Below are 22900 nucleotides of genomic sequence, written 5' to 3' on the forward strand. Positions count from 1 at the left end.
CTCCTCGTCCTGCTCGCTCTCCTGGGCCGGCCGGGCGCCGGTCCCCGCCTCGGTCTGCGTCATCTCGTCCTCCTGGGTGGGCCGGGGGGGGGCCCCCCCCCCCCCCCCCCCACCGACGGACGCACGACGACAAGTCCGCCGCCGGCACCCCGCCGGCGGCCGGCGCGAGGAGAAGCACGTGACCGAGCTCCAGGAGTCCAGCGGCGCGGCCCTGCCCGGGCAGCGCCCCGGCAGGGCCGCGGAGCGCCCGCACCACCCGTCCCTGCCGGTCGTGCGGGTCTCCGAGGCCCGCCTGCCCACCACGCAGGGCGTCTTCCGGGCCGTGGCCTACCGGCAGGCCGACGGCGTCGAGCACCTCGCCCTCGTCACCGGCGACATCGGCGACGGGCACGACGTGCTCGTGCGCCTGCACTCCGAGTGCCTGACCGGCGACGTGCTCGGCTCGCTGCGCTGCGACTGCGGCCCGCAGCTGCGCGCGGCGCTGGCGGCCATCAGCGAGCGCGGGCGCGGCGTGGTCCTCTACCTGCGCGGGCAGGAGGGCCGCGGCATCGGCCTGGCCGAGAAGATCGCCGCCTACGCCCTGCAGGAGCGCGGGCGCGACACCGTCGAGGCCAACCTCGACCTGGGCCTGCCGGTGGACGCTCGCGACTACGCCGGCGCCGCGGCCGCCCTGCTCGACCTGGGCGTGCGCGACGTGGAGCTGATGACCCACAACCCCGTCAAGGTCGAGGCGCTGCGCGCGCACGGCGTGGCGGTGCGCTCGCGCGTGGACCTGCCGGTGGCCGAGACGAGCGACAACGTGCGCTACCTGCGCACCAAGCGCGACCGGATGGGGCACCGCCTGCCGGGCGTGTCCTGAGCCCCGCTCAGGACCCCCGCCCGGCCCCGTACCGCTGCTCGTCCGCCGGCAGCGCGGCGAACCAGTCCGCGTAGCCGGTGGTGCGCGCCATCCGGCCGGTCAGGTCCGGCTCGTCCCCGGGCCACCACACCGGCCCGCGCTCGCCCAGACCCTCCTTCGCCGCCTGCACCCGCTGCTTCGCCGCGGCCACGCCCGCCGCGTCGCCGGCGCGCAGGGCCGCCCCCTTGGCCCGCCGCGCCGCCATGAGCTCGGCCACCAGCTCGGCCCGGTGCTCCTCGTCCAGCGCCGGGTCCGAGCGGCGCCACAGGCGCCCGCGCACCACCAGGTAGCGCCCGTCGGGCGTCACCGGCGGACCCGGCTGCTCGGCCACGGGTCAGCGGCTGCCCGTGCCGCGGCGGGAGACCTCGCACCCAGCGACGAGGCGGTCGGCGACCAGCCCGGTGACCATCGAGCACACCGCCTCGTGCGCCACGTGCACCGCCCCGCCCTCGTCCGCTCCCGCCGCGGGCGACGTGCTGCGCCCTGCGGCCATGCTCGTGCAACCCGGCGCGCTCGGCACGGCGGCCACCTCGTGCACCACCGCGGAGCCGTCGGCGCGCAGACCCTCGGCGCTCCGCGGCGAGCACCGGTGCGGGTGGCGGGCCAGCACCGGTGGCGGTGCGCGCACCCCTCAGCCCCGCGGTGCCGCCGGGTAGCGCAGCCGGTGGCACAGCGCCGAGCCGCCCGGGCCGGCGACGGCGGGCACCACGGTGGCCGCGTCGGTGAAGTCGCTCTCGCCGTCCAGGAGCACGTCGAAGGCGTCGTCGGCCAGCAGCTGCAGCGCCAGCGCCAGGCGCCGGCGCGGCGTCCAGCGCGGCGCGCGGGCCGGGGGCACCCGGCCGACCTGGCTGGCGCGCACGGCCAGGCGGCGGGCGTGAAACCACTCGCCCAGGCGCACCTCCACCGGCCGGTCGCCGTACCAGCTTAGCTCCGTCAGCACGCCCTCGTCGCCGAGCAGCGAGAGCCCGGTGGACAGCCCGCTGCCGCTGCCGCTGGCGTGCAGGACGACGTCGCGCTCGCGGCGCGCGTCGTCGGGCGCCACCAGCCGCGCGCCCAACGACGCGGCGACGCGCACGCGGTCGGCGCGCACCTCCACGACCTCCACGTCGGTGCCCGGCACCCGCGCGGCCAGCGCGGCGGTCAGCAGCCCGAGCACCCCGGCGCCGACGACGCTGACGCGGTCGCCCACCCCGACCTGCGCGTCCCAGACGCCGTTGACGGCCGTCTCCAGCACCCCGGCCAGCACCGCGCGCCCCGACGGCACCGCGTCGGGCACCGCGAGCACCGCCGAGGCGGGCACGACGTAGCGCTCCTGGTGCGGGTGCGGGCAGAACACCCGGCGCCCCAGCAGCTCCGGCACGCGCCCGCCGGTGGCGGTGACGGTGCCCACCGACAGGTGCCCGTACTTGACCGGGAAGGGGAACTCCCCGGACTGGAACGGCGCGCGCATGACGTCGTGCTGGCTGGCGGGCACCGCCCCGGAGAGCACCAGCGCCTCGCTGCCGCGGCTGATCGCGGAGAACTCCGCGGTGACCTCCACGTCGGAGACCCCCGGGACGGGCAGCTCCTCCTCGCGCAGCTCGCCGCGTCCGGGGCCGGTGGTCCAGAACGCGCGGGTGGTGCGGCTCACGCGGCACCCCCCGCCGGCGGGGCGGCCGGGTCCGGGTCGCTCCGGTCCAGGTCGCTCCGGTCCGGGTCGCTCGCCGGGCCGGCGGACAGGTGGGTGGTGAGGAAGGCGCGCACCGCGCCCTCCCAGGCGGCGGGGTCGACGTTCCACTCGCGGGTGTGCCCGCCGGTGGCGGTGCGCACGAGCGTGACGAGGTCGGGGCGGGCCCCGGCCAGGCGCGCCGAGGGGCCCGGGGGCACGTAGTCGTCGGCGTCGGAGTGCAGCAGCAGCAGCGGCAGGTGCAGCTCCTCGGCGCGGCGCACCCAGTCCATGCGCCGCAGGTCCACCGGCCCGTCCAGCCCGACGAGGCGCCGGCCCAGCGGGTGGCCCAGCAGGCCCAGCCCGTAGCGGCCCAGCGCCACCGGCAGCCGGTGGCGGCGCGCCTGGTGGTCCAGCACGTCGTACCAGTCCAGCACGGGCCCGTCGAGGACGACGGCGGCCACCTCCCGCACCAGCGGCGAGCGCGCCAGCAGCTGCAGCACGATGGCCCCGCCCATGGACCAGCCCACCAGGACCAGCCGGCGCGCGCCGCGCTCGAGCGCCCAGCGGCACGCGGCCTCCACGTCGTGCCACTCGGTGTCGCCCAGGCCGTAGCGGCGCGCCGGGGAGGCCGGGGCGTCGGCGTCGTTGCGGTACGCCGCCACCAGGCACGTCAGCCCCAGGGCGTGCAGCACCGGCAGGGCCCGCAGCGCCTCCTCGCGGGTGGCGCCGCGGCCGTGCACGAGCACCGCCCACGTGCCACCGGCACCGGGCTCGGCGCCGGTGCCGGTGTCGGCGGCGGGCACCACCCAGGCGGGCAGGTCCCCGACCTCCGAGGGCACCAGGACGTCCTCGTGCGCCAGGCCCAGGGCGTGCCGCGGGGTTCCGGCGAAGCAGTACTGGTTCCAGCGCCCCGGTCCGGGGGCGGGTGCGCCGGCGTCGACGGCCAGCAGCTGGCGCGTGACGCGCTCGTCCGTGACTTCCAGCAGGTCCCCGACGCGGAAGTGCCCGCGCCCGCCGTCGGTCCACACGCCGTAGCGGCCGGGCACGACGGTGTCCGCGGTGGCGGCCAGCACCACCCGGTGCGGGCCGACCTGCAGGACGTCCACGTCGTCGGGCTTGTGGCGGGCGGGGGTGACCACGGCGCGGGCGAAGGCGGTGGCCACGGCGGTGACGGCGGCCGCGCCGGTGGTCAGCGCCGCGCCGGCGCCGACGAGCACGCGCCGGCGCCCGTTCACGAGCACCCCTGCGCGTCGGCCACGCGCCGATCCTGCCGCAGCCGCCCGGGCCGTGCGACGGCGCCCCCGGTAGCGTGCGCGGGGTGAGCGAGAGCGGCCAGACGAGCCAGCACCCGACCGGCGAGCCGTGGACGGTCGTGGTGCTCACCGAGGTGGCGCTCGGCGACGTCGACGCCCGCAACATCGCCCAGCTGCACGCCGGCGAGGCCGTGCGCCACGTGGTGGTCGTGCCCGTCGACACCGAGCGCAACCTGCTGGCGGACGTGCTGGACCACCTCTTCCTGGGCGAGCTGCGCGACGCGCTGCAGGAGGTGCGCGGCGGCCGCCCCGACCCCGGGCGCGCCCGCGCCGACGCCGAGTCCGCCCTGTCCGCCACACTGCAGGCCCTGCGCGCCGAGGGCCTGCAGGCCGACGGGCGCACCACCGGCGACGACCCGATGCCCGCGGTGCGCGAGGCGCTCAGCGGCGAGCCGGACGCCCGCGAGCTGATCGTCGTCACCCGCCCGCACGCGGTGGAGGACACCTTCCACACCGACTGGGCCTCGCGCGCCCGCGACACGCTGGGGGTGCCGGTGCTGCACGTGTACGCGGGCACCTCGCGGCTGGGCTGAGCGCCCACGGCCGGGCCGGGCGCCTGCCCGCCCGGCCGGAACACCCCCCGCGCGCGGCCGGTTGAACGGGGCATGAGCACCCCGGAGACGACCGCGAAGAAGTACGCCGTCACCAAGACCGACGAGCAGTGGCGCCAGGAGCTGTCGCCGCAGGAGTACGCGGTGCTGCGCCAGGCCGGCACCGAGCGGCCCTTCACCAGCGAGTACGAGGACGACCCCACCGAGGGCGTGTACGCCTGCCGCGCCTGCGGGGCCGAGCTGTTCACCAGCACCACGAAGTTCGCCTCGCACTGCGGCTGGCCGTCCTTCTACGACCCGAAGGACTCCGACGCCGTCGAGCTGATCGAGGACCGCTCGCTGGGCGTGGTGCGCACCGAGGTGCGCTGCGCCACCTGCGGCTCGCACCTGGGCCACGTCTTCGAGGGCGAGGGCTTCCCGACCCCGACCGACCAGCGCTTCTGCATCAACGGGATCAGCCTGACGCTGCGCCCCACCGCCTCCTGAGGAGCGGGCGGCCGGTGGCGGCCCCGGGTGCGCTGCGGGTGCGCGCGCCCGGGGCCGCGGGCATGGTGGGGGACATGAGCGAGCCGTACTCCTACACCGTCCGGCCGGGCGACGACCCCCAGCCGGGCGACCGTCAGCTGGACCCGCTGGACGACCCGGACCTGCGCCAGGAGGACACCTCCATCGACGCCGACCCGGACGACGGCGACGAGCTGGGCGCGCTGCGCACCGACACCCTGATCGGCGACGAGGACGACGACACCTACGACACGGGCCGCCAGGTGAGCCACGCCACCGAGGAGCTCATGCGCGACGACGTCGACCCGGACAACGAGACGATCGACGAGCGCGTCACGCAGGAGGAGCCGGACGAGGCCGGCGGGGCCGGGCACCTGGGCACCGTCGACCACGTCGCCGGGGCCGACAGCGAGGACCCCGAGCGCCTCTGAGGCGCGGGAGCCGCCCGCACCGGGCACGACGCGCGAGGGCCACCCCCCCGGCCGGGGTGGTGGCCCTCGCGCGTGCGGGCGCCCGCGTCAGGGCAGGGCGGCGACCAGCTCGCCCAGCTCCACGCGCGGGCCGGTGAAGAAGGGCACCTCCTCGCGCACGTGGCGGCGCGCCTCGGTGGCGCGCAGGTCGCGCATGAGGTCGACGATGCGGTGCAGCTCGTCGGCCTCGAACGCCAGCAGCCACTCGTAGTCGCCCAGCGCGAACGCGGAGACGGTGTTCGCGCGCACGTCCTCGTAGGGCCGCGCGGCCAGGCCGTGGTCGCGCAGCATCGTGCGGCGCTCGCCCTCGGGCAGCAGGTACCACTCGTAGGAGCGCACGAACGGGTACACGCACACGTAGCCGCGGGCGCGCTCGCCGGCCAGGAACGCCGGGACGTGGCCGCGGTTGAACTCCGCGGGGCGGTGCAGGCCCACCTGCGACCACACCGGGCGCAGGTGCCGGCCCAGGCGGGTGGTGCGCAGCCGGCGGTAGGCCTCCTGCACGAGCTCGACGGTGTCGGCGTACCACCACACCATGAGGTCGGCGTCGGCGCGCAGGCCCGCGAGGTCGTACAGGCCGCGCACGCTCAGGCCCTTGCCGCCCAGCTCGTCGAGCAGCGCGCGCACCTCGGCGGTCAGCTCGGCGCGGTCGGCGTCGCCCAGGCTCTCGCGCACCGCGAACACCGACCACATGGTGTAGGCGATGCTGCTGTTGATCTCCTCGGTGCTGGTGCGCGCGGCGGCGGGCGCCGCGGCCGGGGTCTCCTGGCTCATGCCCCGATTCTCCCCCGGCGTCGGCCGGTGCTCCCGGGCGGGTCCGGTGACGGTGCTCACGCGGCCGCACCGGCCCGGGCGGTGAGCACCTCCTCGGCGGCGCGGGTGGCCGCGGCCACGCACGCGGGCACGCCCACCCCGTCCAGCGCGGAGCCGGCCAGCGCCAGGCCGCCGGCCGCGGCGACGGCCGCGCGCAGCCGCCCCACGCGCTCGCGGTGCCCCACCGCGTACTGCGGCAGCGCGTCCACCCAGCGCGCGACGGCCGCGTCCACCGGGTGCAGCTCGCGCCCCAGCAGCGCGGAGGCGTCGGCGGCGGCCCAGCGCAGCACGTCGGCGTCGTCGGCGCGCAGCGCCTCGTCCTCGCCGGCGCGCCCCAGCGACACGCGCAGCACGCGCACGTCGGCGCGCTGGCCGGCCACCCAGTCCCACTTGTTCGCCGACAGGGTCAGGGCCTTCACGCGCAGGCCGGCGGCGGCGCCCTCCACCGGCGGCACCAGCACCCCGGAGCCGGTCAGGCCCTCCAGCTCGGCGGCGGGCACGGCCAGCGCGGCGATGACCATGCTCGCGGTCTCCACCGCCGCCAGCTCCGCGGCCGCCGCGGGCACCGCGGCGCGCAGCAGGGCCGCGGCCGCCGGGGCGGGCACGGCCAGCACCACGACGTCGGCGGTGCGGGTGCCGGCGGGGGTGCTCACCCGCCAGCCGCCGGCCGCCCCGCGCTCCAGGGCGGTGACGGGCGCGCCGGTGCTCACCCGCGCCCCCCGCGCGCGCAGCGAGGCCACCAGCGCCCCGGGCAGGCGGGCGACCCCGCCGGCCACGCCGGCGAAGACGGGCCCGGCGGCCGCGGGGCGGGCCGCGGCGGCGGCGCGCACGGCGGCCAGCAGCGAGCCGCCGCGGCGGGCGTGCTCCCACAGGGCCGGCACGGTGGCGCGCAGCGAGAGCCGGTCGGCGTGCCCGGCGTAGACCCCGCCGAGCAGCGGCTCGACGAGGTGGTCGACCACGGCGCGCCCGACGCGCCCGGCGACGTAGTCGGCCACGGCCACGTCGTGCTCCAGCGGCGGTGCGGGCAGGTCCTCCTCGGCGCGCACGCGCTCGACGTCGGCCGGCTCCAGCAGGCCGGCGACCTGCTCGGCGGAGCCGGGCACGCCCATGACGGTGCCGGCGGGCAGGCGGTGCAGGGCGCCGCGCGAGCGCACGGAGGCGGAGGCGGTGGCCGGGTGCACCAGGTCGGCGCCCAGGCCGGCGGCGCGCACCAGCTCGACCGCCTCGGGCCGGCGGGCCAGCACCGACTCCGCGCCCAGGTCCACCACGACGCCGCCGACCTCGCCGCGCTGCAGCACGCCGCCGGTGCGCCCGGAGGCCTCCAGCACCTCGACGTCGGCGCCCAGCTGCACCAGGCGGTGCGCGGCGGCCAGGCCGCTGACCCCGCCGCCCACGACGACGGCGCGCACGGCGCCGGGCGCGGCGCTCACTCCCCCGCGCCCTCCGGGCCGCCGCGCCAGGCGTGCACCTCCTCCACGACGCGCGCCAGCACGCCCGGGTCGGCGGTGGGCGGCACGCCGTGGCCGAGGTTGAACACGTGCCCGGCGCCGGCGCGCTCGCCGGCGGCCAGCACGCGGCGCACCTCGCCGCGCAGCACCTCCCAGGGGGCGAAGAGCAGCGCGGGGTCGAGGTTGCCCTGCACGGCCACCGGGCGCCCGGCGCCGGCGCGCCCGCGGCGGGCGCCCTCGTCCAGGGGCACGCGGAAGTCCACGCCGAGGACGTCAACGCCGCCGTCGACGGCGGCCATGGCGCCCAGCAGCTCGCCGGTGCCGGTGCCGAAGTGGGTGCGCGGCACGCCCAGGTCGGCGACGGCGCGCAGCGCGGCGGCGGAGTGCTCCGCGACGTGGCGCTCGTAGTCGGCCAGCGGCAGGGCGCCGACCCAGGAGTCGAACAGCTGCACGGCCGAGGCGCCGGCGAGGACCTGCGCGCGCAGGAACGCGCCGGTGATCTGCGCCAGGCGGGCGGCGAGGTCGTGCCACAGCTGCGGGTCGGCGTGCAGGAGGGCCTTGGTGCGCAGCAGGTCGCGCGAGGGCCCGCCCTCGACGAGGTAGCTGGCCAGGGTGAAGGGGGCGCCGGCGAAGCCGATGAGGGGCGTGCCGGTGGCGGCGAGCTGCTCGACGGTCAGGCGCACGGCCTCGGTGACGTGCTGCAGGCGCTCCGGGGTCAGCTCCGGCACGCGCGCCAGGTCCGCGCGGGTGCGCACCGGCTCGGCGATGACGGGCCCGGTGCCGGGCACGATCTCCACGCCCACGCCGGCGGCCTCCAGCGGCACGACGATGTCGGAGTAGAAGATCGCCGCGTCCACGCCGTAGCGGCGCACCGGCTGCAGCGTGATCTCGGCGACCAGCTCGGGGCGGCGGCAGGACTCCAGCATCGTGGTGCCCTCGCGCGCGGCTCGGTACTCCGGCAGCGAGCGGCCCGCCTGGCGCATGAACCACACCGGGGTGCGCTGCGGGCGCAGGCCGCGGGCGACGTCACCGCGCGCCACGCGCAGGTACGGGGAGTCGGCCAGGTACGGGGAGTCGGCCGCGGGGCCCCGGGGCGCCTCCCCGGGGGCGGCGGTGGTCGGGGCGTCGACGGGTCCGGGCACGGGGCCGATCGTCGCACGGCCCGCCCGGCGCGGCGCCGCCGCCGTCGGCCACCGCGTCCCTAGTCTCCCGGCGTGACGCTCTCCCGAGTGCCCGGCGGTGCCCGCGACGGCACGGGCGCGGCCGCCGACGCCTTCCAGCGCGCCGTGCGGGCGCTGCGCGAGGTGCGCCTGCGCCCGGACGTGGTGCTCACCGAGGTCCCGGCGCCGGCGCGCATCGCCCCGCACGCGGTGGCGCTGGGCGGGGACGTGCTCGCCGACGGCGAGGAGCTGGCCACCGGGCGCTTCATCCTGCTACACGACCCCGCGGCACCGCCGGAGTGGGGCGGCACCTTCCGCGTGGTGACGTACGTGCGCGCGGACCTGGAGGCGGAGATGGGGGCGGACCCGCTGCTGGGGCGGGTGGGCTGGAGCTGGCTGGAGGAGGCGCTGGCGGCGCACGGCGCGCGCGCCGGCGCGGTGGGCGGCACCGTCACCCGGGTGCTCTCGGAGGGCTACGGGGCGCTGGCGGACCGGCCGCCGTCGGTGGACGTGGAGGTGCGCGCGTCGTGGACGCCGCTGCCCGGCGCCGGGCGCGACGCGGCGGACGGGCCGTTCGACGTGGCCGCGCACCTGCGCGCCTGGGCCGTGCTGCTGTGCACCGTGGCGGGGCTGCCGCCGCTGCCGGAGGGCGTCAGCGCCCTGCCGCGCGCCCAGCGCTGACGCGGGCACCGGCCCGATCACCGGCCCGATCACCGGCGGGGCCGCCGGCGGGGCGCCGCGGCCAACACGTGGCGCCGCGGTGGTCAAGTCCGCGAGCGACGGCGCCGATCACCTCCTCAGTGAGGCGTGCCGCAGGAGGCGGGCGCCCAGTGCCTGTTGGAGGACGACGGTGACTGCGCTCGTCGAACGCCCTGGGATGGCCGTCCCGTCACGTCTCGGCCGCTTCGCCGCGCTGGTCGCGGTGGCCGACCCCGCGGTGCGCGAGTCGGTCACGCGCACCCTGCGCATGCTCGGCGCGGTGAACGTCGAGCACGCCGGGAGCGTGGCCCAGGCCCGCGCCATGGCCCGCACCGGCCCGCGCGCCCTGTTCATCGCCGACGCCGGCCTGCCGGACGGCTCCGGCGCCCAGCTGGTCACGGAGCTGCGCGCGGCGGGCTGGAACCGCTGCGTGGTGCTCTCCAGCAGCGCGGACCCGTTCGCGGTGCGCGGCGCGGTGGCCGCCGGGGTGCGCTGCTACCTGGTGACCACCCGCCCGGAGGGCACCGGCTACGAGGGCCGCGTCGGCGAGTCCGGCGTGGACAGCCTCTCCGAGCGCGAGGTCGAGGTGCTCCAGCACGTCGCCGACGGCCGCTCCAACAAGGACACCGGCGCGCTGCTGGGCCTGTCGGCCCTGACGGTCAAGAGCCACCTGGCGCGCATCGCGCGCAAGCTCGGCACCGGCGACCGCGCCGAGATGGTCGCCATCACCCTGCGGGCCGGCGTCATCCAGTGACCCCCCGCCGGTGACCCCCGGCCCGCGGGGCACCCCGGGCGCACCCGGGGCGCACGGCGGCACGTACGGTGGGGCCGTGCCGGTCGGGGAGGGACGTCCACAGGGTCAGCCTCCGGCGGAGCGGGGCGCGGACGCCGCGGGACCCGGCCCCGCCGAGCTGCCGCTGCTCGACGCGCCCGCCGGCGGCCTGCCACCCGTGGTGACCGACGAGGCCGCCCTGGCGGCCGTGGTGGCCGCCATGGCCGCCGGCACCGGCCCGGTGGCCGTGGACGCCGAGCGGGCCTCGGGCTACCGCTACGGCCAGCGCGCCTTCCTCGTGCAGCTGCGCCGCGCCGGCGCGGGCACCGCCCTGATCGACCCCACCGCCGTGCCGGACCTGTCGGCCCTCGGCGAGGCGCTCTCGGGCGCGGAGTGGGTGCTGCACGCGGCCACGCAGGACCTGCCGTGCCTGGCGGAGGTGGGCATGCGCCCGACCACGCTGTTCGACACCGAGCTGGGCTCGCGCCTGGCGGGCTTGCCGCGGGTGGGGCTGGGCGCGGTGGTCGAGGAGCTGCTGGGGCTGCGGCTGGCCAAGGAGCACTCCGCGGTGGACTGGTCCACCCGCCCCCTGCCGGAGCCGTGGCTGACGTACGCGGCGCTGGACGTGGAGGTCCTCGTGCAGGTGCGCGACGCCCTCGCCGAGCGCCTGGCGGCGCAGGGCAAGCTCGAGTGGGCCCGCGAGGAGTTCGCCGCGATCGCCGCCGCCCCGCTGCCGGTGCCGCCGGCGGAGCCGTGGCGGCGCACCTCCGGCCTGCACGCGGTGCGCTCGCGCCGTCAGATGGCCGTGGTGCGCGAGCTGTGGCGGGCGCGCGACGAGGAGGCCCGCCGCCGCGACACCTCCCCCGGCCGGCTGCTGCCGGACTCAGCGATCGTCGCGGCAGCGCGCGCCCTGCCGCGCGGGCCGCAGGCGCTGGCCGCCACGGCCGGCTTCACCGGGCGCGCCGCGCGCAGCCAGCTGGAGCTGTGGGCGGCGGCCGTGGCGCGCGGCCTGGCGCTGCCGGAGGCCGAGCTGCCGCAGCACCCCCCGCGCGGGGACGGGCCCCCGCCGCCGCGCACGTGGGCGGGCCGCGACCCCGAGGCCGCCGCGCGGCTGGCGGCGGCGCGCGCGGCCGTGACGGCCATCGCCGAGCGGCACGCGGTGCCGGTGGAGAACCTGCTGCAGCCCGACGCCCTGCGGCGCCTGGCGTGGCAGCCCCCCGAACCCCCGGACACCGCCTCGGTGGCCGCGGTGCTGCGCGCGCGCGGCGCCCGGCGCTGGCAGGTGGAGCTGGTCGCCGGGCCGGTGGCGTCGGCGCTGGCCGGGGCGCGGGTCCCGGCCGACGCGGACGCCGACGCCGACGCCGACGCCACCGGCTGACCCCGTCCACGGCGCGCGGGCGCGCCCCGTCTTGCTGCCGCCGGTGCGCTGGGCGAACCTGGTGCCACGGTGACGACGACGCGCCGGTGTCGCGGCGGGGTGGAGGTGGGCGGTGGAGCGCCTCGCGCTGGACGAGCAGCTGTCGGCCGCGGCCATGGCGCGGCACTGGGTGTGCGAGCGCTGCCCCGACGAGCACCTGCCCGAGGCGCGGCGCTGGATCGCGGAGCTGCTGACGAGCGAGCTGGTCGCCAACGCCCTGGAGCACGGCCGCGGCCCGGTGGTGCTGTCCCTCACGCACGACGAGGAGGGCATCGTCGTGGCCATCTCCGACGCCGAGGCGCGCGTGCCGGCGCTGCGCGCGCAGGTGCCCGGGGCCACCGCCGGGCGCGGCATCGCCCTGGTGGACGCCCTGTCGACCGCGTGGGGGGTCTACCCCAGCCTGCCCGCCGACCCGTCGCTCGCGCCCGACCCCGCGGGCGGCGACGCGCAGAGCTGGCCGCAGCCGGCCGAGGAGGAGCCGGGCGCCGGGACCGCGCACGGTGCGGGCGGCAAGACGGTGTGGTTCCACCTGGCGACCGGCTGAGCGCGCACCGTCAGCACGCCCGCCCGCGGGGAGGGGCCGTGACCCGTTCGGCCCAGCGCCCACGCGGCGCGGCGCGGCGCCCGCGCGGGCCTCGCCTACGGTCGCAGCCGTGAGCTGCGACCACCCGCCCGCCGTGCGCGCCGCCCTGCGCCGCAGCGTCCTGGCGGTCAGCGTCCTGGACGACGTGGACGTCGACCCCGACGACGACGGCGTGCACCTGCCCGGCTGCGCGCCGCTGGCGTGGGCCGACGTCGCCGCGGCCGCCGGCACCGCGGTCGCGGCGGGCACGACCGACCCCGCGGGCACCTCGGGCGGGGCGGCGGACGGGGGCCCGGGCGCGGCGGCGCGGCTGCGGGTGCGCCAGCTGCTGCTGGCGCACCGCGAGCTGCACCGCTCCGGCGCGCGCCGGGTGGCCCTGGCCGTGCCGCGCGGGGCCGAGCGGCACCCGGGGGCGGGCTGGGCGGCGCGCCCGCTGCTGGGCGGGGCGCTGGACCTGGGCCTGGGCGTGGTCGTCGCCCACGACGGGCGCGAGCGCGTGCTGCCGGTGCCGGCGGTCTCCGCGCGGGTCACCGGCTCCGCGGCGGCGCCGGGCGCCGGTGAGCTCGAGCACCTGGAGGCGATGGGGGCGCTGGCCGCGCGGCGGCTGCTGCGCGACGAGGGCGCGCGCGGCGGGGGGGTGCTGCGGCCCGTGGGCGGCTGCGACGTGCCCACGCTGCTGGCCTCGGCGGCCCTGCGCGCCCACCTGGTCGACGGCCCCGCCGGGGCGCGGGGCGCGACCGGCGCCGCAGCGGTGATGCGGGCCGTGGCGGTGCCCGACCGCACCCGCGGCTGGTTCGACCTGGCCCGCGTGGACCCGGCGTTCGTGGTGGCCGCGTGGGCGGTGACGGACCCGGCCGACCGGGGCCTGCGCCGGCCGGTGCTCGTCACCCGCGAGGAGGTCGCGCCGGCCCCCGTCGCGGTGGACGTGGCCGGCGTGGCGGGAGCCGTGCTGCGCCTGTGAGCGGCTCCCGCCGGGCGTGCCGGCGAGCGCCCCTCAGGCCCCGGCGCCGCGGGCCGAGGGGGTGTGCGCGTCGGTGCCGGTGTGGCGGGCCACCGACTCCACGACGGTGCGGGCCACCGCCTGCGGCGCCAGGCCCACCTCGTCGAGGATCGCCTCGCGCGAGCCGTGGTCCAGGAAGCGCTGCGGCAGCGCGAAGGTGAGCACCGGGGTGGGCACCGAGCGCTCGCGCAGCGCCTGCCCCAGCGCCCAGCCCAGGCCGCCGACCTCGGCGCCGTCCTCGAGCACGGCGACGTGCTGGTGGGTGGCGGCCAGCTCCAGCAGCGCCTCGGGCACGGGCACCACCCAGCGCGGGTCGACGACGGTGACGCCGACGCCGTGCGCGCGCAGCCGCGCGGCCACGTCCAGGGCGCGCGGCACCAAGGAGCCCACGGCCACGAGCAGCACGTCGTCGCCCTCGGCCCACTGCGCCCCCTCCAGGACGTCGACGACGCCGGTGCGGGCGATCGCGGGCAGGTCGGCGGGCACCTTGCCCTTGCTGAAGCGCAGCACCGTGGGGCCGTCCTCGACGGCGACGGCCTCGCGCAGCTCCTCGCGCAGCGTGGTGGCGTCGCGCGGGGCGGCCAGGCGCAGCCCGGGCACCAGCCGGCACAGTCCCAGGTCCCACGCGCCGTGGTGGCTGGCGCCGTCGGGGCCGGTGACGCCGGCGCGGTCGAGGACGAACGTGACGCCGGCGCGGTGCAGGGCCACGTCCATCAGCACCTGGTCGAAGGCGCGGTTGAGGAAGGTGGCGTAGACGGCGACCACCGGGTGCAGCCCGCCGGCGGCCATGCCGGCCGCGGAGGTGACGGCGTGCTGCTCGGCGATGCCGACGTCGAAGACGCGCTCGGGGTGGGCGCGGGCGAACGGCTCCAGGCCCACGGGCAGGCGCATGGCGGCGGTGATGCCCACCACGTCGGTGCGCGCCTCGCCCAGGGCGACCATCTCGTCGGCGAAGACGCTGGTCCAGGAGGAGCCGGAGCTGGCCTGCGCCTCGCCGGTCTCGGGGTCGATGACGCCGACGGCGTGGAAGTGGTCGGCGTCGTCGGCCAGGGCCGGCTGGTAGCCGCGGCCCTTCTGCGTGATGGCGTGCACGATGACGGGCCCGCCGAAGGAGCGCGCGCGGCGCAGGGCGTGCTCGACGGCCTCGACGTCGTGGCCGTCGACGGGGCCGACGTACTTCAGGCCCAGGTCCTCGAAGAGCCCCTGCGGGGCGACGATGTCCTTGATGCCCTTCTTCATCCCGTGCAGGGTCTCGTAGGCCAGCCGGCCCGGGGCCCCGCCGCGCTTGAGGGACTGCTTGCCCCAGTCGAGCAGCTTCTCGTACTCGCGGGTGGTGCGCAGCGTCGCCAGGTGCGAGGCCATGCCGCCGATGGTCGGGGCGTAGGAGCGCTCGTTGTCGTTGACGACGACGATGACCGGTCGCTCGGCCGCGGCGATGTTATTCAGCGCCTCCCAGGCCATGCCGCCGGTCAGGGCGCCGTCGCCGATGACGGCCACCACGCGCCGCTCGCCCTCCCCGCGCAGCTCGAACGCCTTGGCGAGGCCGTCGGCCCACGACAGGGACGTGGAGGCGTGCGAGTTCTCCACGAGGTCGTGCTCGCTCTCGGCGCGCGAGGGGTAGCCGGAGAGCCCGCCGGCCTCGCGCAGGTGGGTGAAGTCCTGCCGGCCGGTGAGCAGCTTGTGCACGTAGCTCTGGTGGCCGGTGTCGAAGACCAGGCGGTCGCGCGGGGAGTCGAACACCCGGTGCAGGGCGATGGTCAGCTCCACCACGCCCAGGTTGGGCCCCAGGTGGCCGCCGGTGCGGCTGACGGCGCGGACGAGGAAGTCGCGCACCTCGCCGGCCAGCTGCGGCAGCTGCTCCGGGGCGAGGTGCTTGAGGTCCTCCGGCCCCTTGATGGTCTCGAGCAGCCCCATGCGGGGTGGCCTCCTGTGCGGCGGGTGCGTGCGGGCGTCGGTGCTGGGTCGGTGCCGGGGTCGTGCGCGGCGCCGCCGGTGGTGCCCGTGGCGCCGGGTGGTGCACGGCCGTCGGTGGCCGTCGTGCCGCGAGTGTAGGAGCCGCGGGGGGCGTCAGCGCGACCAACCGCCCCCTGTCGGCCCACCGGCACAGGACCCGCACAGGCCCCGCCTGCGCGGCGCCCGCCCGGCGTGACGGACCTCACCCCGGACCCCACCCCGGCGCCCGCACCGGTCCCCACCCCGGGTCGGGCCCGCCGGCCCCGCCGCGGCCGTCGGGCGGGGGCGCGAGCAGGGCGTGCTGGAGCGCGGCGACCGAGCGGGTCAGGCGGCGCAGCCGCAGCTCCTCGCGCTCGAGCACGTCGAAGACCTGGGCGCCGGTCTCCGGCGGCAGGTGCTCGGACAGGTCGTGGCGGGCCGAGGCGCTCGCGCGGCGCACCGCCTCGCGCTGGGCGGCGACGTGGTGGCCGACCAGCCACGCCAGCAGCAGCGGGTGGTGGCGCACCGCCGGGTAGCCGCGGTACTCCGGCGGCGCCTGGTCCAGCAGCCACGCCACGGCGGCGAGCTGCCAGTCGTCCGCGCCCGGCGGCGGCACCCCCGGCGGCCAGCCGGGCACCGGGGACGGGTGCGCGCGCCGCTGCACGACCACCTCCCGCGTTCGAACGACCGTTCGAGCGTAGCCGGTGCCCCGCCCGCGGGACGCGGCCGCCGCGGCCGCGCGTTGCACCCGTCACCATGCCCGCACCCGCGCCCGCCCTGTCGCTGCTGGACCGCACCCGCGCCACCGCCCCGCCCGGCGGCGGCGCGGCCGACGACGCCGCCGCGGTCCGCGCGACCGTCGAGCGCGCCGTGCGCGCGCAGGCGCTGGGCCTGCACCGCTTCTGGGTCGCCGAGCACCACGCGGTCCCCGGCGTCGTCGGCCCGGCGCCGGCGGTCCTGCTGGGTGCGATCGCCGCGGCGCTGGACCCCTCCTCCGCGCTGCGCATCGGCTCCGGCGGGGTGATGCTGCCCAACCACACCCCCCTGGTGGTCGCCGAGCAGTTCGCCGTCCTGCAGGCCCTGCGCCCGGGCCGCGTGGACCTCGGGGTGGGCCGCTCGGCCGGCTTCACCGCCCCGGTGCGGGCGGCGCTGCGCGCCCCGGGCGACGACGAGGAGGAGTTCACCGCCCGGCTCTCGGAGCTGCTGGACCTGCTGCACGGGCGCGCGGCGGTGACGGTGCGCCCGCGCGTGCCGGCGCCGCCGGTGGCGGTGCTGGCCACCGGCTCCGGCCTGGCGGTCGCCGCGCACCTGGGCCTGCCCGTCGTGGTGGGCGGACCGGTGCTGGAGGACCCGGCGCGGGTGGCGCGGTACCGCGAGCGCTTCGTCGAGCGCGGCCACGGCGGCCCGCGCGTGACGGTGCTGGCCGACGTGCTCGTCGCCGACGACGAGGCCACCGCCCGGCGCGAGCTGCTGCCGCAGGCGTGGTCGCTGGCCGTCTCGCGCACCCGCGGGGTCTTCCCGGCGCTGCCGGCGCCCGGGGACGTGCGCCTGGACGAGCTCAACGCCCGCGAGCGCCGCACGGTCGAGCAGGTCCTGGCGCAGGACGTCGTGGGCACCGAGGCGCAGGTGCGCCGGCGGGTGGGCGAGCTGCTGGGCCGCCTCGGCGCGGAGGAGCTGCTGGTGGCCACGACCGTGCACGACCCGGACCTGCAGGCGGAGTCCGACGCGCGCCTGGCCGACGCGCTGCTCGGCTGAGGCGCGGGGCCCGCCCGCTCAGGGCTGCCGGTCGGCCTTGACGACGAGGACGGGCACCTCCGAGCCGAGGACGACGCGCTGCGCGGTGCTGCCGAGGAGGAACTTGCCCACCGGCGAGCGCCGTCGGGTGCCGATGACGACGAGCTCGGCGCCGCACCCCGGCACGGCGTCGAGCAGGGCGTCCACCGGCTCCTGGTGCTCGGGGCGGTGCAGCACCTCGGCCGAGGCGGGTGCCGGGTCCAGCCCGGCCACCGCGCGCCGGGCCGCCTCGCCGTGGTCGTCGCGGGCGCCGAGGTCGAGCACCGCCAGCGGCAGGCCGCGCAGCCGCGCCTCGGCGGCGCCGCGCCGCAGCGCCGCGGCACCCTCGGCCGTGCCCGACCAGCCCACGAGGACCGTCACCGCCACCACTCCCCCTCCACCCGTCCCCCTCCACCCGTCCCGCGGGACCCGGCCCGCGGACCGGCGCCGCGCGCCCCTCCCGCGGGTATCGTGCGCGCTCGGGCGGCGGACGGCCACACCTCGTGACCGGTCCCGCACCACCGCCGCCGGCAGGACGTGAGCCGCTCGACGAGGAGGGTCTCGTGCACAAGCGCGTCAAGGGCGTCCTGGGGGTGGCGCTGCTGGTCCCGCTCGTGGCGACGGCGGCCTGGGACGCCCGCAGCACCGGGACGCTGTCCGGGGCCCGCACCGGGCTGACGATCATCGCGCCCGCCTCGCCGGGCGGCGGGTGGGACTCGCTGGCGCGCCAGCTGCAGGCGGCCATGCGCGACGCCGGGGTGGTCACCAACCCGCAGGTCGTCAACGTCCCCGGCGCCGCGGGCACCATCGGCCTGGCCCAGCTGCGCGAGATGGAGGGCGAGGGTGACGTGCTCATGGTCACCGGGACCGTCATGGTCGGCGGCGTGGAGATCAACGACAGCCCCGTCGGCATCGACGACGTCACGCCGATCGCGCGCACCACCGACGACTACGAGGTGCTCGTGGTGCCCGCGGACTCCCCGCTGCGCTCCGTCGACGACCTCGTGGCCGCCTGGCGGCAGGACCCCGGCGGCGTCGCCATCGGCGGCGGCTCCCTCGGCGGCACCGACCAGCTGCTCGCCGCCCAGCTCGCGCTGGCCGTCGACGTGCCGGCGACGGAGGTCAACTACATCGCCTACTCCGGCGGCGGCGAGGCGATCCAGGCGCTGCTGTCCGGCGCCAGCGACGTGGGCATCAGCGGCTACAACGAGTTCGCCGACCAGATCGAGGCCGGGCAGCTGCGGGCGCTGGCCGTCTCCGCGCCGGAGCCGCAGCCGGAGCTGGGCGTCCCGACGCTGTACGAGCTCGGGTACGACGTGCACCAGGGCAACTGGCGCGGCCTGCTGGCGCCGCCGGGACTGACCGGCGAGGAGCGCCGGGAGCTGACCGACATCGTCACCGAGACCCTCGCCACGCCGCAGTGGCGCGAGACCCTCGAGCGCAACCGCTGGGTCGACAGCGAGCTCGTGGGCGAGGAGCTCACCGCGTTCCTCGACGAGGAGGTCGCCCGCGTGCGGGCGGTCCTCGACGAGGCGGGGCTGTGAGCGCCCCCTCCCCCGCTGGGCGCGGCGGCGGCCTCGCGCAGGCCTCGCCGCTCGCGGCCCCGGCACCGGCGCGCGGCTCGTTCGCGATGGCCGCCGTCGTCACGGGGTTCGCGCTGTACCTGACGCACGGGCTCGTCGTCATGGACACCGCCGGGGACGCGGACGGGCCCGGTCCGCGGTTCTTCCCGGTGCTCGTGCTCGTGCTGGCCTGGGTGGTCGCGGTGGGGCTGGCGCTGGACGCGGTGCGCGAGCGCCGCGCCGCGCGAGCCGGTCGGGGGCTCGGTCACGGGGCCGCGGAGGAGGACGGCGGTGGGGACGGCGAGGCGGGCACCGCCCCCACCGACTGGCGCTCCGTGGCGCTGGTGGCCGGGACGTTCGCCGTCTTCACCGCCGTGCTCGTGCCGCTGGGCTGGCTGGTCGCCGGGACCTGGCTGTTCTGGGGCACCGCGCAGGCGCTGGGCAGCCGGCGCCGCCTGTTCGACCTCGGCGTCGCCCTCGCCGTGGCCTCCGTGGTGCAGCTGGTGTTCGGGGCGGGCCTGGGCCTGAACCTGCCCGCCGGCGTGCTGGCCCTGTAGAGGGGACCCGACGTGGACGCGCTCGCCGACCTCGCCGGTGGTTTCTCGACCGCCCTGACCCCGGCGAACCTGCTGTGGGTCTTCCTCGGCGCCGTCCTCGGCACCGCCGTGGGCGTCCTGCCGGGCCTGGGTTCCTCCATGGCGGTGGCCCTGCTGCTGCCGGTCACCTTCGCGCTGGACCCGACCGGGGCGCTCATCATGTTCGCCGGCATCTACTACGGCGGGCTGTTCGGCGACTCGATCACCGGCATCCTGCTGAACACCCCGGGCAACTCCTCGGCGATCGCGGCCACCTTCGAGGGGCACCGGATGGCGCTGGACGGGCGCGCGCCGCAGGCGCTCGCGACGTCGGCGATCGGCGCGTTCACCGGCGGCCTGATCGCCACGAGCGTCGTCGCCCTCGGCGCGCCCGCGTTCGCGCGCTTCGCCTCCGCGTTCGGCCCGGCGGAGTTCTTCGCGCTGACGGCGTTCGCCTTCGTCGCCACCGCCTTCGTCGTCGCCGACTCGGCCCTGAAGGGCCTGGCCGCGCTCGTCATCGGCTTCACCGTCGGCGTCGTCGGCATCGACACGCAGACCGGCACCGTGCGGTACACGATGGGCGTGCCGCAGCTGTTCGACGGCGTGGGCGTCGTCGTCATCACGGTCGGGCTGCTGGCGCTGGGCGAGGTGCTGCACGTGGCGTCGCGCTCGCGCTGGAGCAGCGGGGACCGGCTGGTCGCCGTGCGGGGGCGCCCGTTCCTCTCGCGCGCGGAGTTCCGCGAGGCGCTGCCGGCGTGGTTGCGCGGCACGGCGTTCGGTGTGCCCTTCGGCGTCGTGCCCGTGGGCGGCTCGGAGGTGCCGACGTTCCTGTCCTACGGCACCGAGCGGCGCCTGGACGCGCGCCGCAGCGACCCGCGGTTCGGCCGCGGGGCCGTGCGCGGCGTCGCCGGCCCGGAAGCGGCGGGCAACGCGACCGCCGGCACCGCCATGGGCGCACTGCTGGCGCTGGGCCTGCCGACGTCGGCGACCGCGGCGATCCTGCTGGGCGCCTTCCAGCAGTTCGGCATCCAGACCGGGCCGCTGCTGTTCCAGCGCGCCGGCGAGCTGGTGTGGGCGCTCATCGCGAGCCTGTTCATCGGCCTGTTCGTGCTGCTCGTGCTGAACCTGCCGTTCGCGCCGCTGTGGGCGCGGCTGCTGCTCGTCCCGCGCCCGTACCTGTACGCCGGCATCGCCGTCTTCGCCGGCCTGGGCATCTACGCCTCCGCCGGCTCGGTGGTCGACCTGGTGCTCCTGCTGCTGCTGGGCCTGCTCGGGTTCCTCATGCGCCGCCACGACGTCCCGCTGGCGCCGGTGCTCATCGCGGTGATCCTCGGGCCGCTGGCGGAGACCAACCTGCGCAACACCCTCGCCATCAGCCAGGGCGACCCGAGCGCGCTGGTCTCCAGCCCGGTGACGATCACGATCTACGCGCTGCTGGCGCTGGCCGTGGTGCTGGCGGTGGCGGGCCGGGTGCGGCGCCGGCGCGGCGCCGACGTCTGAGCGCCGACGTCCGGGCGCCGACGTCCGGGCGCCGACGTCCGGGCGGCGGCCCTCACGTCGCCACGTCGGCGCGGCCCAGCACCTCCAGGAAGGCCAGTGCCTCGGCGCTGCGCGAGCCCGCCGGTGCGGTGTGGAGCACCAGGTGCTGGTCGCTCTCGTCCAGCAGCAGGGCGTCGCAGTCGACCGTCACGTCCCCGACGACGGGGTGCCGGAAGGTCTTGGTGAGCACCGGCGTGGCCTGCACGTCGTGCCGCTCCCACAGCCGGGCGAAGTCGGCGCTGCCCGCGCGCAGCTCCTCGACGAGGGCGGCGACCGCGGGGTCGGCGGGGTAGCGGGCCAGGGCCGCGCGCAGGTCCCTGACGACGCCGAACCGGAACTCCGCCGCGTCGGAGATGCCGTACGGCTGCGGGCGCGCGCCGGCCGGGCCCAGGAACGCCTTGCGCGCCAGGTTGCGCTCGCGCGGGGTCAGGGGGGCGAAGTCCTCCATGAGCGCCGCCGCCAGGTCGTTCCAGGCGAGCACCTCGAAGGCGGCGGAGAGGACGACGGCTGCCGTGCCCGGCAGGCGCTGCAGCAGGGCCAGCACGCTGGGGCGCACGTCGCGCCGGTGCAGCGCGGTGCGCAGCGGGGCGGTGCCGGCCAGCAGGTGCAGGTGCCCGGACTCGGCGTCGGTCAGGCGCAGGGCGCCGGCGATGCCGGCGAGGACCTCGCCCGAGGGGCGCGGCGCCCGGCCCTGCTCCAGGCGCACGTAGTACTCGGTGGAGATGTGCGCCAGGACCGCGACCTCCTCGCGGCGCAGTCCCGGGGTGCGCCGGCGCGGCCCGGGGGGCAGGCCGACGTCCTGCGGGCGCAGCCGCTCGCGGCGGCTGCGCAGGAAGGAACCGAGCTCTCGCCTGTCCACCCCCGCAGTGTGCGCGCGGACCGCGTCCGCAGCCTGGTACAGCCGGTGCCTGCCTGCGCCGCGCGGCCGGGAGCAGCGTGGTGGCCATGACGAGCAGCACCCCCTCCACGACCACCACCACCACGACCGCCGTCCCCGCCACCCCCGCCGGCCTGCTGGCCGGCAAGGTCGTCCTGATCACCGGCGCCAGCCGCGGCATCGGCGCGGCCGCGGCCCACCTCTTCGCCCGCGAGGGCGCCGCCGTGGTCCTGGCCGCCCGCGGCACCGACGCCCTCGAGCGCGTCGTGGGGCAGGTGCGCGCCGCCGGCGGCACCGCCGACGCCGTGCCCCTCGACCTCGCCGACCGCGAGGGCGTGCGCGCCGCGGTCGAGCGCGCCGGGCGGCTGCACGGGCGCCTCGACGGCGCGTTCAACAACGGCGCGGCCATCCAGCGGCCCGGGCCGCTGGACACCACCAGCGACGAGGACGTCGACCTGCAGTTCGCCGTGAACTTCCGCGCGCACTGGACCGCGATGAACGCCGAGGCCGCGCTGATGCGCCGCACCGGCGGCGGCTCGATCGTCAACACCTCCAGCATCGGCAGCCGCCGCGCGAACCCGGCGCTGCCGGCGTACGGGGCGATGAAGCGCGCGCTGAACAGCCTCACCGAGACCGCGGCGGTGACCTGGGGCCGCGACGGCATCCGGGTCAACGCCCTCACGCCCGGGGGCACGGCGACGGCGATGATCGACGAGTGGGAGGCGGCCAGCCCGGGCGTGACCGAGCGGATCAGCAGCACGGTGCCGCTGGGGCGGATGGCCGAACCGCGCGAGGTCGCCGAGGCGGCGGCGTGGCTGCTCAGCGACCGGGCGTCCATGGTGACCGGCGCGATCGTGCCCGTGGACGGGGGTGCGGGGGCCTGACGGGCCGGCTCGGCGGGCCGGCTCGGCGGGCCGGGCTCAGTCGGGCCCCTCGAGCACTCGCAGCAGCACCCGGTTCAGCTCGGCCGCCTCCGCGGCGCCCAGACCCAGCCGCCCGGGCCCGTCGGCCTCGCGCACGGCCGGCCAGACCACCGCGAGCAGGTCGTGGCCCGCGCTCGTCAGGGCCAGCGGGTTGCGCCGCCCCTTGGCGCGCTCGGTCCGCCTGCCGACGAGGCCGCGCTCGACGAGGCCGTCCAGGACGCCGCTGAGGGACTGCGGGCGCACCAGCACCGCGCGGGCCAACTGCGCCTGGGTGGGCGAGGTGCCGGCGGCCAGGTGGCAGAGCACCCCGAACTGCACCGGGGACAGACCGTGATCGGCGAACACCTCGGTCAGCCGCCGCTCGACGCGGTGCGCGGCGCGGATCAGCGACCACGACACCAGGGCGTCGATGTCGTCCTCGGTCAGGTCCACGGTCGGCTTGC

At 78.4% G+C, this 22900-nt stretch carries 25 protein-coding genes and 1 pseudogene; 14 read left to right on the forward strand and 12 right to left on the reverse strand.

Translation table 11 applies throughout. The features are described from left to right. Positions 1-283: 283 nt before the first annotated feature. Positions 284-859 (forward strand): annotated as a pseudogene (gene ribA / locus ACRYMN_RS17180) (GTP cyclohydrolase II); the annotation flags it as partial. A 7-nt stretch (positions 860-866) separates the two neighbouring features. Here ribA and ACRYMN_RS17185 read toward each other — a convergent pair. From ACRYMN_RS17185 to ACRYMN_RS17200, 4 genes are read right to left on the reverse strand one after another with little or no spacing between them, the layout of a single operon-like run. Further along, entirely contained in the window at positions 867-1229 is a 363-nt protein-coding gene (locus ACRYMN_RS17185) for a hypothetical protein (RefSeq protein WP_432497677.1), read from the reverse strand. Between the two features lie 3 nt (positions 1230-1232). Next, entirely contained in the window at positions 1233-1526 is a 294-nt protein-coding gene (locus tag ACRYMN_RS17190; protein ID WP_432497680.1) for a hypothetical protein, read from the reverse strand. A 3-nt stretch (positions 1527-1529) separates the two neighbouring features. Beyond that, on the reverse strand, positions 1530-2528 hold the full coding sequence (locus tag ACRYMN_RS17195) for a zinc-dependent alcohol dehydrogenase (protein ID WP_432497683.1): 999 nt from the start codon (positions 2526-2528) through the stop codon (positions 1530-1532). Next, entirely contained in the window at positions 2525-3781 is a 1257-nt protein-coding gene (locus tag ACRYMN_RS17200) for an alpha/beta hydrolase (protein WP_432497686.1), read from the reverse strand. Before ACRYMN_RS17200 ends, ACRYMN_RS17195 begins: the two co-directional genes overlap by 4 nt. An 83-nt stretch (positions 3782-3864) precedes the next feature. Here ACRYMN_RS17200 and ACRYMN_RS17205 point away from each other — a divergent pair, with 83 nt between their 5' ends. From ACRYMN_RS17205 to ACRYMN_RS17215, 3 genes are all read left to right on the forward strand, one after another. Next, a complete protein-coding gene (locus tag ACRYMN_RS17205; RefSeq protein WP_432497689.1) occupies positions 3865-4392 on the forward strand; it encodes a hypothetical protein in 528 nt (175 codons plus the stop codon). Positions 4393-4464: 72 nt separating this feature from the next. Next, the gene (msrB, locus tag ACRYMN_RS17210; protein WP_432497692.1) at positions 4465-4896 is read left to right on the forward strand and encodes a peptide-methionine (R)-S-oxide reductase MsrB; all 432 of its coding nucleotides are present in this window, start codon (positions 4465-4467) and stop codon (positions 4894-4896) included. Between the two features lie 74 nt (positions 4897-4970). Then, positions 4971-5345: a hypothetical protein gene (locus tag ACRYMN_RS17215; RefSeq protein WP_432497694.1), complete on the forward strand. Its 375-nt coding sequence runs from the start codon at positions 4971-4973 to the stop codon at positions 5343-5345. A gap of 87 nt (positions 5346-5432) precedes the next feature. Here ACRYMN_RS17215 and hemQ read toward each other — a convergent pair whose 3' ends face one another. The 3 genes from hemQ to hemE are packed head-to-tail and all read right to left on the reverse strand — an operon-like array spanning position 5433 to position 8787. Next, the gene (gene hemQ / locus ACRYMN_RS17220; protein WP_432497696.1) at positions 5433-6158 is read right to left on the reverse strand and encodes a hydrogen peroxide-dependent heme synthase; all 726 of its coding nucleotides are present in this window, start codon (positions 6156-6158) and stop codon (positions 5433-5435) included. Positions 6159-6214: 56 nt separating this feature from the next. Continuing rightward, complete coding sequence (gene hemG / locus ACRYMN_RS17225; RefSeq protein WP_432497699.1) at positions 6215-7627, reverse strand: protoporphyrinogen oxidase; 1413 nt, start codon at positions 7625-7627, stop codon at positions 6215-6217. Beyond that, the gene (hemE, locus tag ACRYMN_RS17230; RefSeq protein ID WP_432497701.1) at positions 7624-8787 is read right to left on the reverse strand and encodes a uroporphyrinogen decarboxylase; all 1164 of its coding nucleotides are present in this window, start codon (positions 8785-8787) and stop codon (positions 7624-7626) included. Before hemE ends, hemG begins: the two co-directional genes overlap by 4 nt. 72 nt (positions 8788-8859) lie before the next feature. Here hemE and ACRYMN_RS17235 point away from each other — a divergent pair, with 72 nt between their 5' ends. The 5 genes from ACRYMN_RS17235 (at position 8860) to ACRYMN_RS17255 (ending at position 13237) form a co-directional block, all read left to right on the forward strand. Then, on the forward strand, positions 8860-9486 hold the full coding sequence (locus ACRYMN_RS17235; protein ID WP_432497704.1) for a DUF3000 domain-containing protein: 627 nt from the start codon (positions 8860-8862) through the stop codon (positions 9484-9486). Positions 9487-9655: 169 nt separating this feature from the next. Continuing rightward, entirely contained in the window at positions 9656-10258 is a 603-nt protein-coding gene (locus ACRYMN_RS17240) for a response regulator transcription factor (RefSeq protein WP_432497706.1), read from the forward strand. 76 nt (positions 10259-10334) lie between these two features. Then, on the forward strand, positions 10335-11654 hold the full coding sequence (locus ACRYMN_RS17245) for a ribonuclease D (protein ID WP_432497709.1): 1320 nt from the start codon (positions 10335-10337) through the stop codon (positions 11652-11654). Between the two features lie 112 nt (positions 11655-11766). Then, positions 11767-12237, forward strand: a complete 471-nt coding sequence (locus tag ACRYMN_RS17250) for an ATP-binding protein (protein ID WP_432497712.1) — start codon at positions 11767-11769, stop codon at positions 12235-12237. A 109-nt stretch (positions 12238-12346) separates the two neighbouring features. Beyond that, positions 12347-13237, forward strand: a complete 891-nt coding sequence (locus ACRYMN_RS17255) for a hypothetical protein (RefSeq protein ID WP_432497714.1) — start codon at positions 12347-12349, stop codon at positions 13235-13237. A 33-nt stretch (positions 13238-13270) separates the two neighbouring features. Here ACRYMN_RS17255 and dxs read toward each other — a convergent pair whose 3' ends face one another. After that, on the reverse strand, positions 13271-15190 hold the full coding sequence (dxs, locus tag ACRYMN_RS17260) for a 1-deoxy-D-xylulose-5-phosphate synthase (protein WP_432497717.1): 1920 nt from the start codon (positions 15188-15190) through the stop codon (positions 13271-13273). Positions 15191-15431: 241 nt separating this feature from the next. Continuing rightward, positions 15432-15872, reverse strand: a complete 441-nt coding sequence (locus ACRYMN_RS17265) for a hypothetical protein (protein WP_432497719.1) — start codon at positions 15870-15872, stop codon at positions 15432-15434. A gap of 92 nt (positions 15873-15964) precedes the next feature. Between ACRYMN_RS17265 and ACRYMN_RS17270 the strand changes: the two genes are divergently transcribed. Beyond that, on the forward strand, positions 15965-16963 hold the full coding sequence (locus tag ACRYMN_RS17270; RefSeq protein WP_432497721.1) for an MsnO8 family LLM class oxidoreductase: 999 nt from the start codon (positions 15965-15967) through the stop codon (positions 16961-16963). Positions 16964-16981: 18 nt separating this feature from the next. Here the strand turns inward: ACRYMN_RS17270 and ACRYMN_RS17275 are convergent, their stop codons facing one another. Then, the gene (locus tag ACRYMN_RS17275; protein ID WP_432497723.1) at positions 16982-17368 is read right to left on the reverse strand and encodes a universal stress protein; all 387 of its coding nucleotides are present in this window, start codon (positions 17366-17368) and stop codon (positions 16982-16984) included. Positions 17369-17544: 176 nt separating this feature from the next. On the opposite strand from ACRYMN_RS17275, the gene ACRYMN_RS17280 reads away from it, so the two are divergent. From ACRYMN_RS17280 to ACRYMN_RS17290, 3 genes are read left to right on the forward strand one after another with little or no spacing between them, the layout of a single operon-like run. Further along, positions 17545-18525, forward strand: a complete 981-nt coding sequence (locus ACRYMN_RS17280) for a Bug family tripartite tricarboxylate transporter substrate binding protein (RefSeq protein ID WP_432497725.1) — start codon at positions 17545-17547, stop codon at positions 18523-18525. Next, complete coding sequence (locus ACRYMN_RS17285) at positions 18522-19100, forward strand: tripartite tricarboxylate transporter TctB family protein (RefSeq protein ID WP_432497728.1); 579 nt, start codon at positions 18522-18524, stop codon at positions 19098-19100. Before ACRYMN_RS17280 ends, ACRYMN_RS17285 begins: the two co-directional genes overlap by 4 nt. A gap of 12 nt (positions 19101-19112) precedes the next feature. Then, entirely contained in the window at positions 19113-20618 is a 1506-nt protein-coding gene (locus ACRYMN_RS17290) for a tripartite tricarboxylate transporter permease (protein ID WP_432497730.1), read from the forward strand. A gap of 52 nt (positions 20619-20670) precedes the next feature. Here ACRYMN_RS17290 and ACRYMN_RS17295 read toward each other — a convergent pair whose 3' ends face one another. After that, positions 20671-21516: a helix-turn-helix domain-containing protein gene (locus ACRYMN_RS17295; protein ID WP_432497732.1), complete on the reverse strand. Its 846-nt coding sequence runs from the start codon at positions 21514-21516 to the stop codon at positions 20671-20673. A gap of 86 nt (positions 21517-21602) precedes the next feature. Between ACRYMN_RS17295 and ACRYMN_RS17300 the strand changes: the two genes are divergently transcribed. Beyond that, positions 21603-22418, forward strand: coding sequence for an SDR family NAD(P)-dependent oxidoreductase (locus ACRYMN_RS17300; protein ID WP_432497735.1), 816 nt, complete (start codon positions 21603-21605; stop codon positions 22416-22418). Between the two features lie 36 nt (positions 22419-22454). On the opposite strand, the gene ACRYMN_RS17305 is transcribed toward ACRYMN_RS17300, so the two are convergent. Beyond that, positions 22455-22889 carry a MarR family winged helix-turn-helix transcriptional regulator gene (locus ACRYMN_RS17305; RefSeq protein ID WP_432497737.1) on the reverse strand — a complete coding sequence of 145 codons (435 nt, stop codon included), beginning with the start codon at positions 22887-22889 and terminating at the stop codon, positions 22455-22457. Between the last annotated feature and the right edge of the window lie 11 nt (positions 22890-22900).

Source organism: Kineococcus gypseus (assembly GCF_050871305.1).
In the GTDB taxonomy this organism is placed as follows: Bacteria; Actinomycetota; Actinomycetes; order Actinomycetales; family Kineococcaceae; genus Kineococcus; species Kineococcus gypseus.

What these genes read in the sequence shown, in the direction of transcription:
- msrB (WP_432497692.1), top strand. Translation starts at nt 4,465, where the DNA reads ATGAGCACCCCGGAGACGACCGCGAAGAAGTACGCCGTCACCAAGACC.
- ACRYMN_RS17215 (WP_432497694.1), top strand. Translation starts at nt 4,971, where the DNA reads ATGAGCGAGCCGTACTCCTACACCGTCCGGCCGGGCGACGACCCCCAG.
- hemQ (WP_432497696.1), bottom strand. Translation starts at nt 6,158, where the DNA reads ATGAGCCAGGAGACCCCGGCCGCGGCGCCCGCCGCCGCGCGCACCAGC.
- dxs (WP_432497717.1), bottom strand. Translation starts at nt 15,190, where the DNA reads ATGGGGCTGCTCGAGACCATCAAGGGGCCGGAGGACCTCAAGCACCTC.
- ACRYMN_RS17270 (WP_432497721.1), top strand. Translation starts at nt 15,965, where the DNA reads ATGCCCGCACCCGCGCCCGCCCTGTCGCTGCTGGACCGCACCCGCGCC.
- ACRYMN_RS17300 (WP_432497735.1), top strand. Translation starts at nt 21,603, where the DNA reads ATGACGAGCAGCACCCCCTCCACGACCACCACCACCACGACCGCCGTC.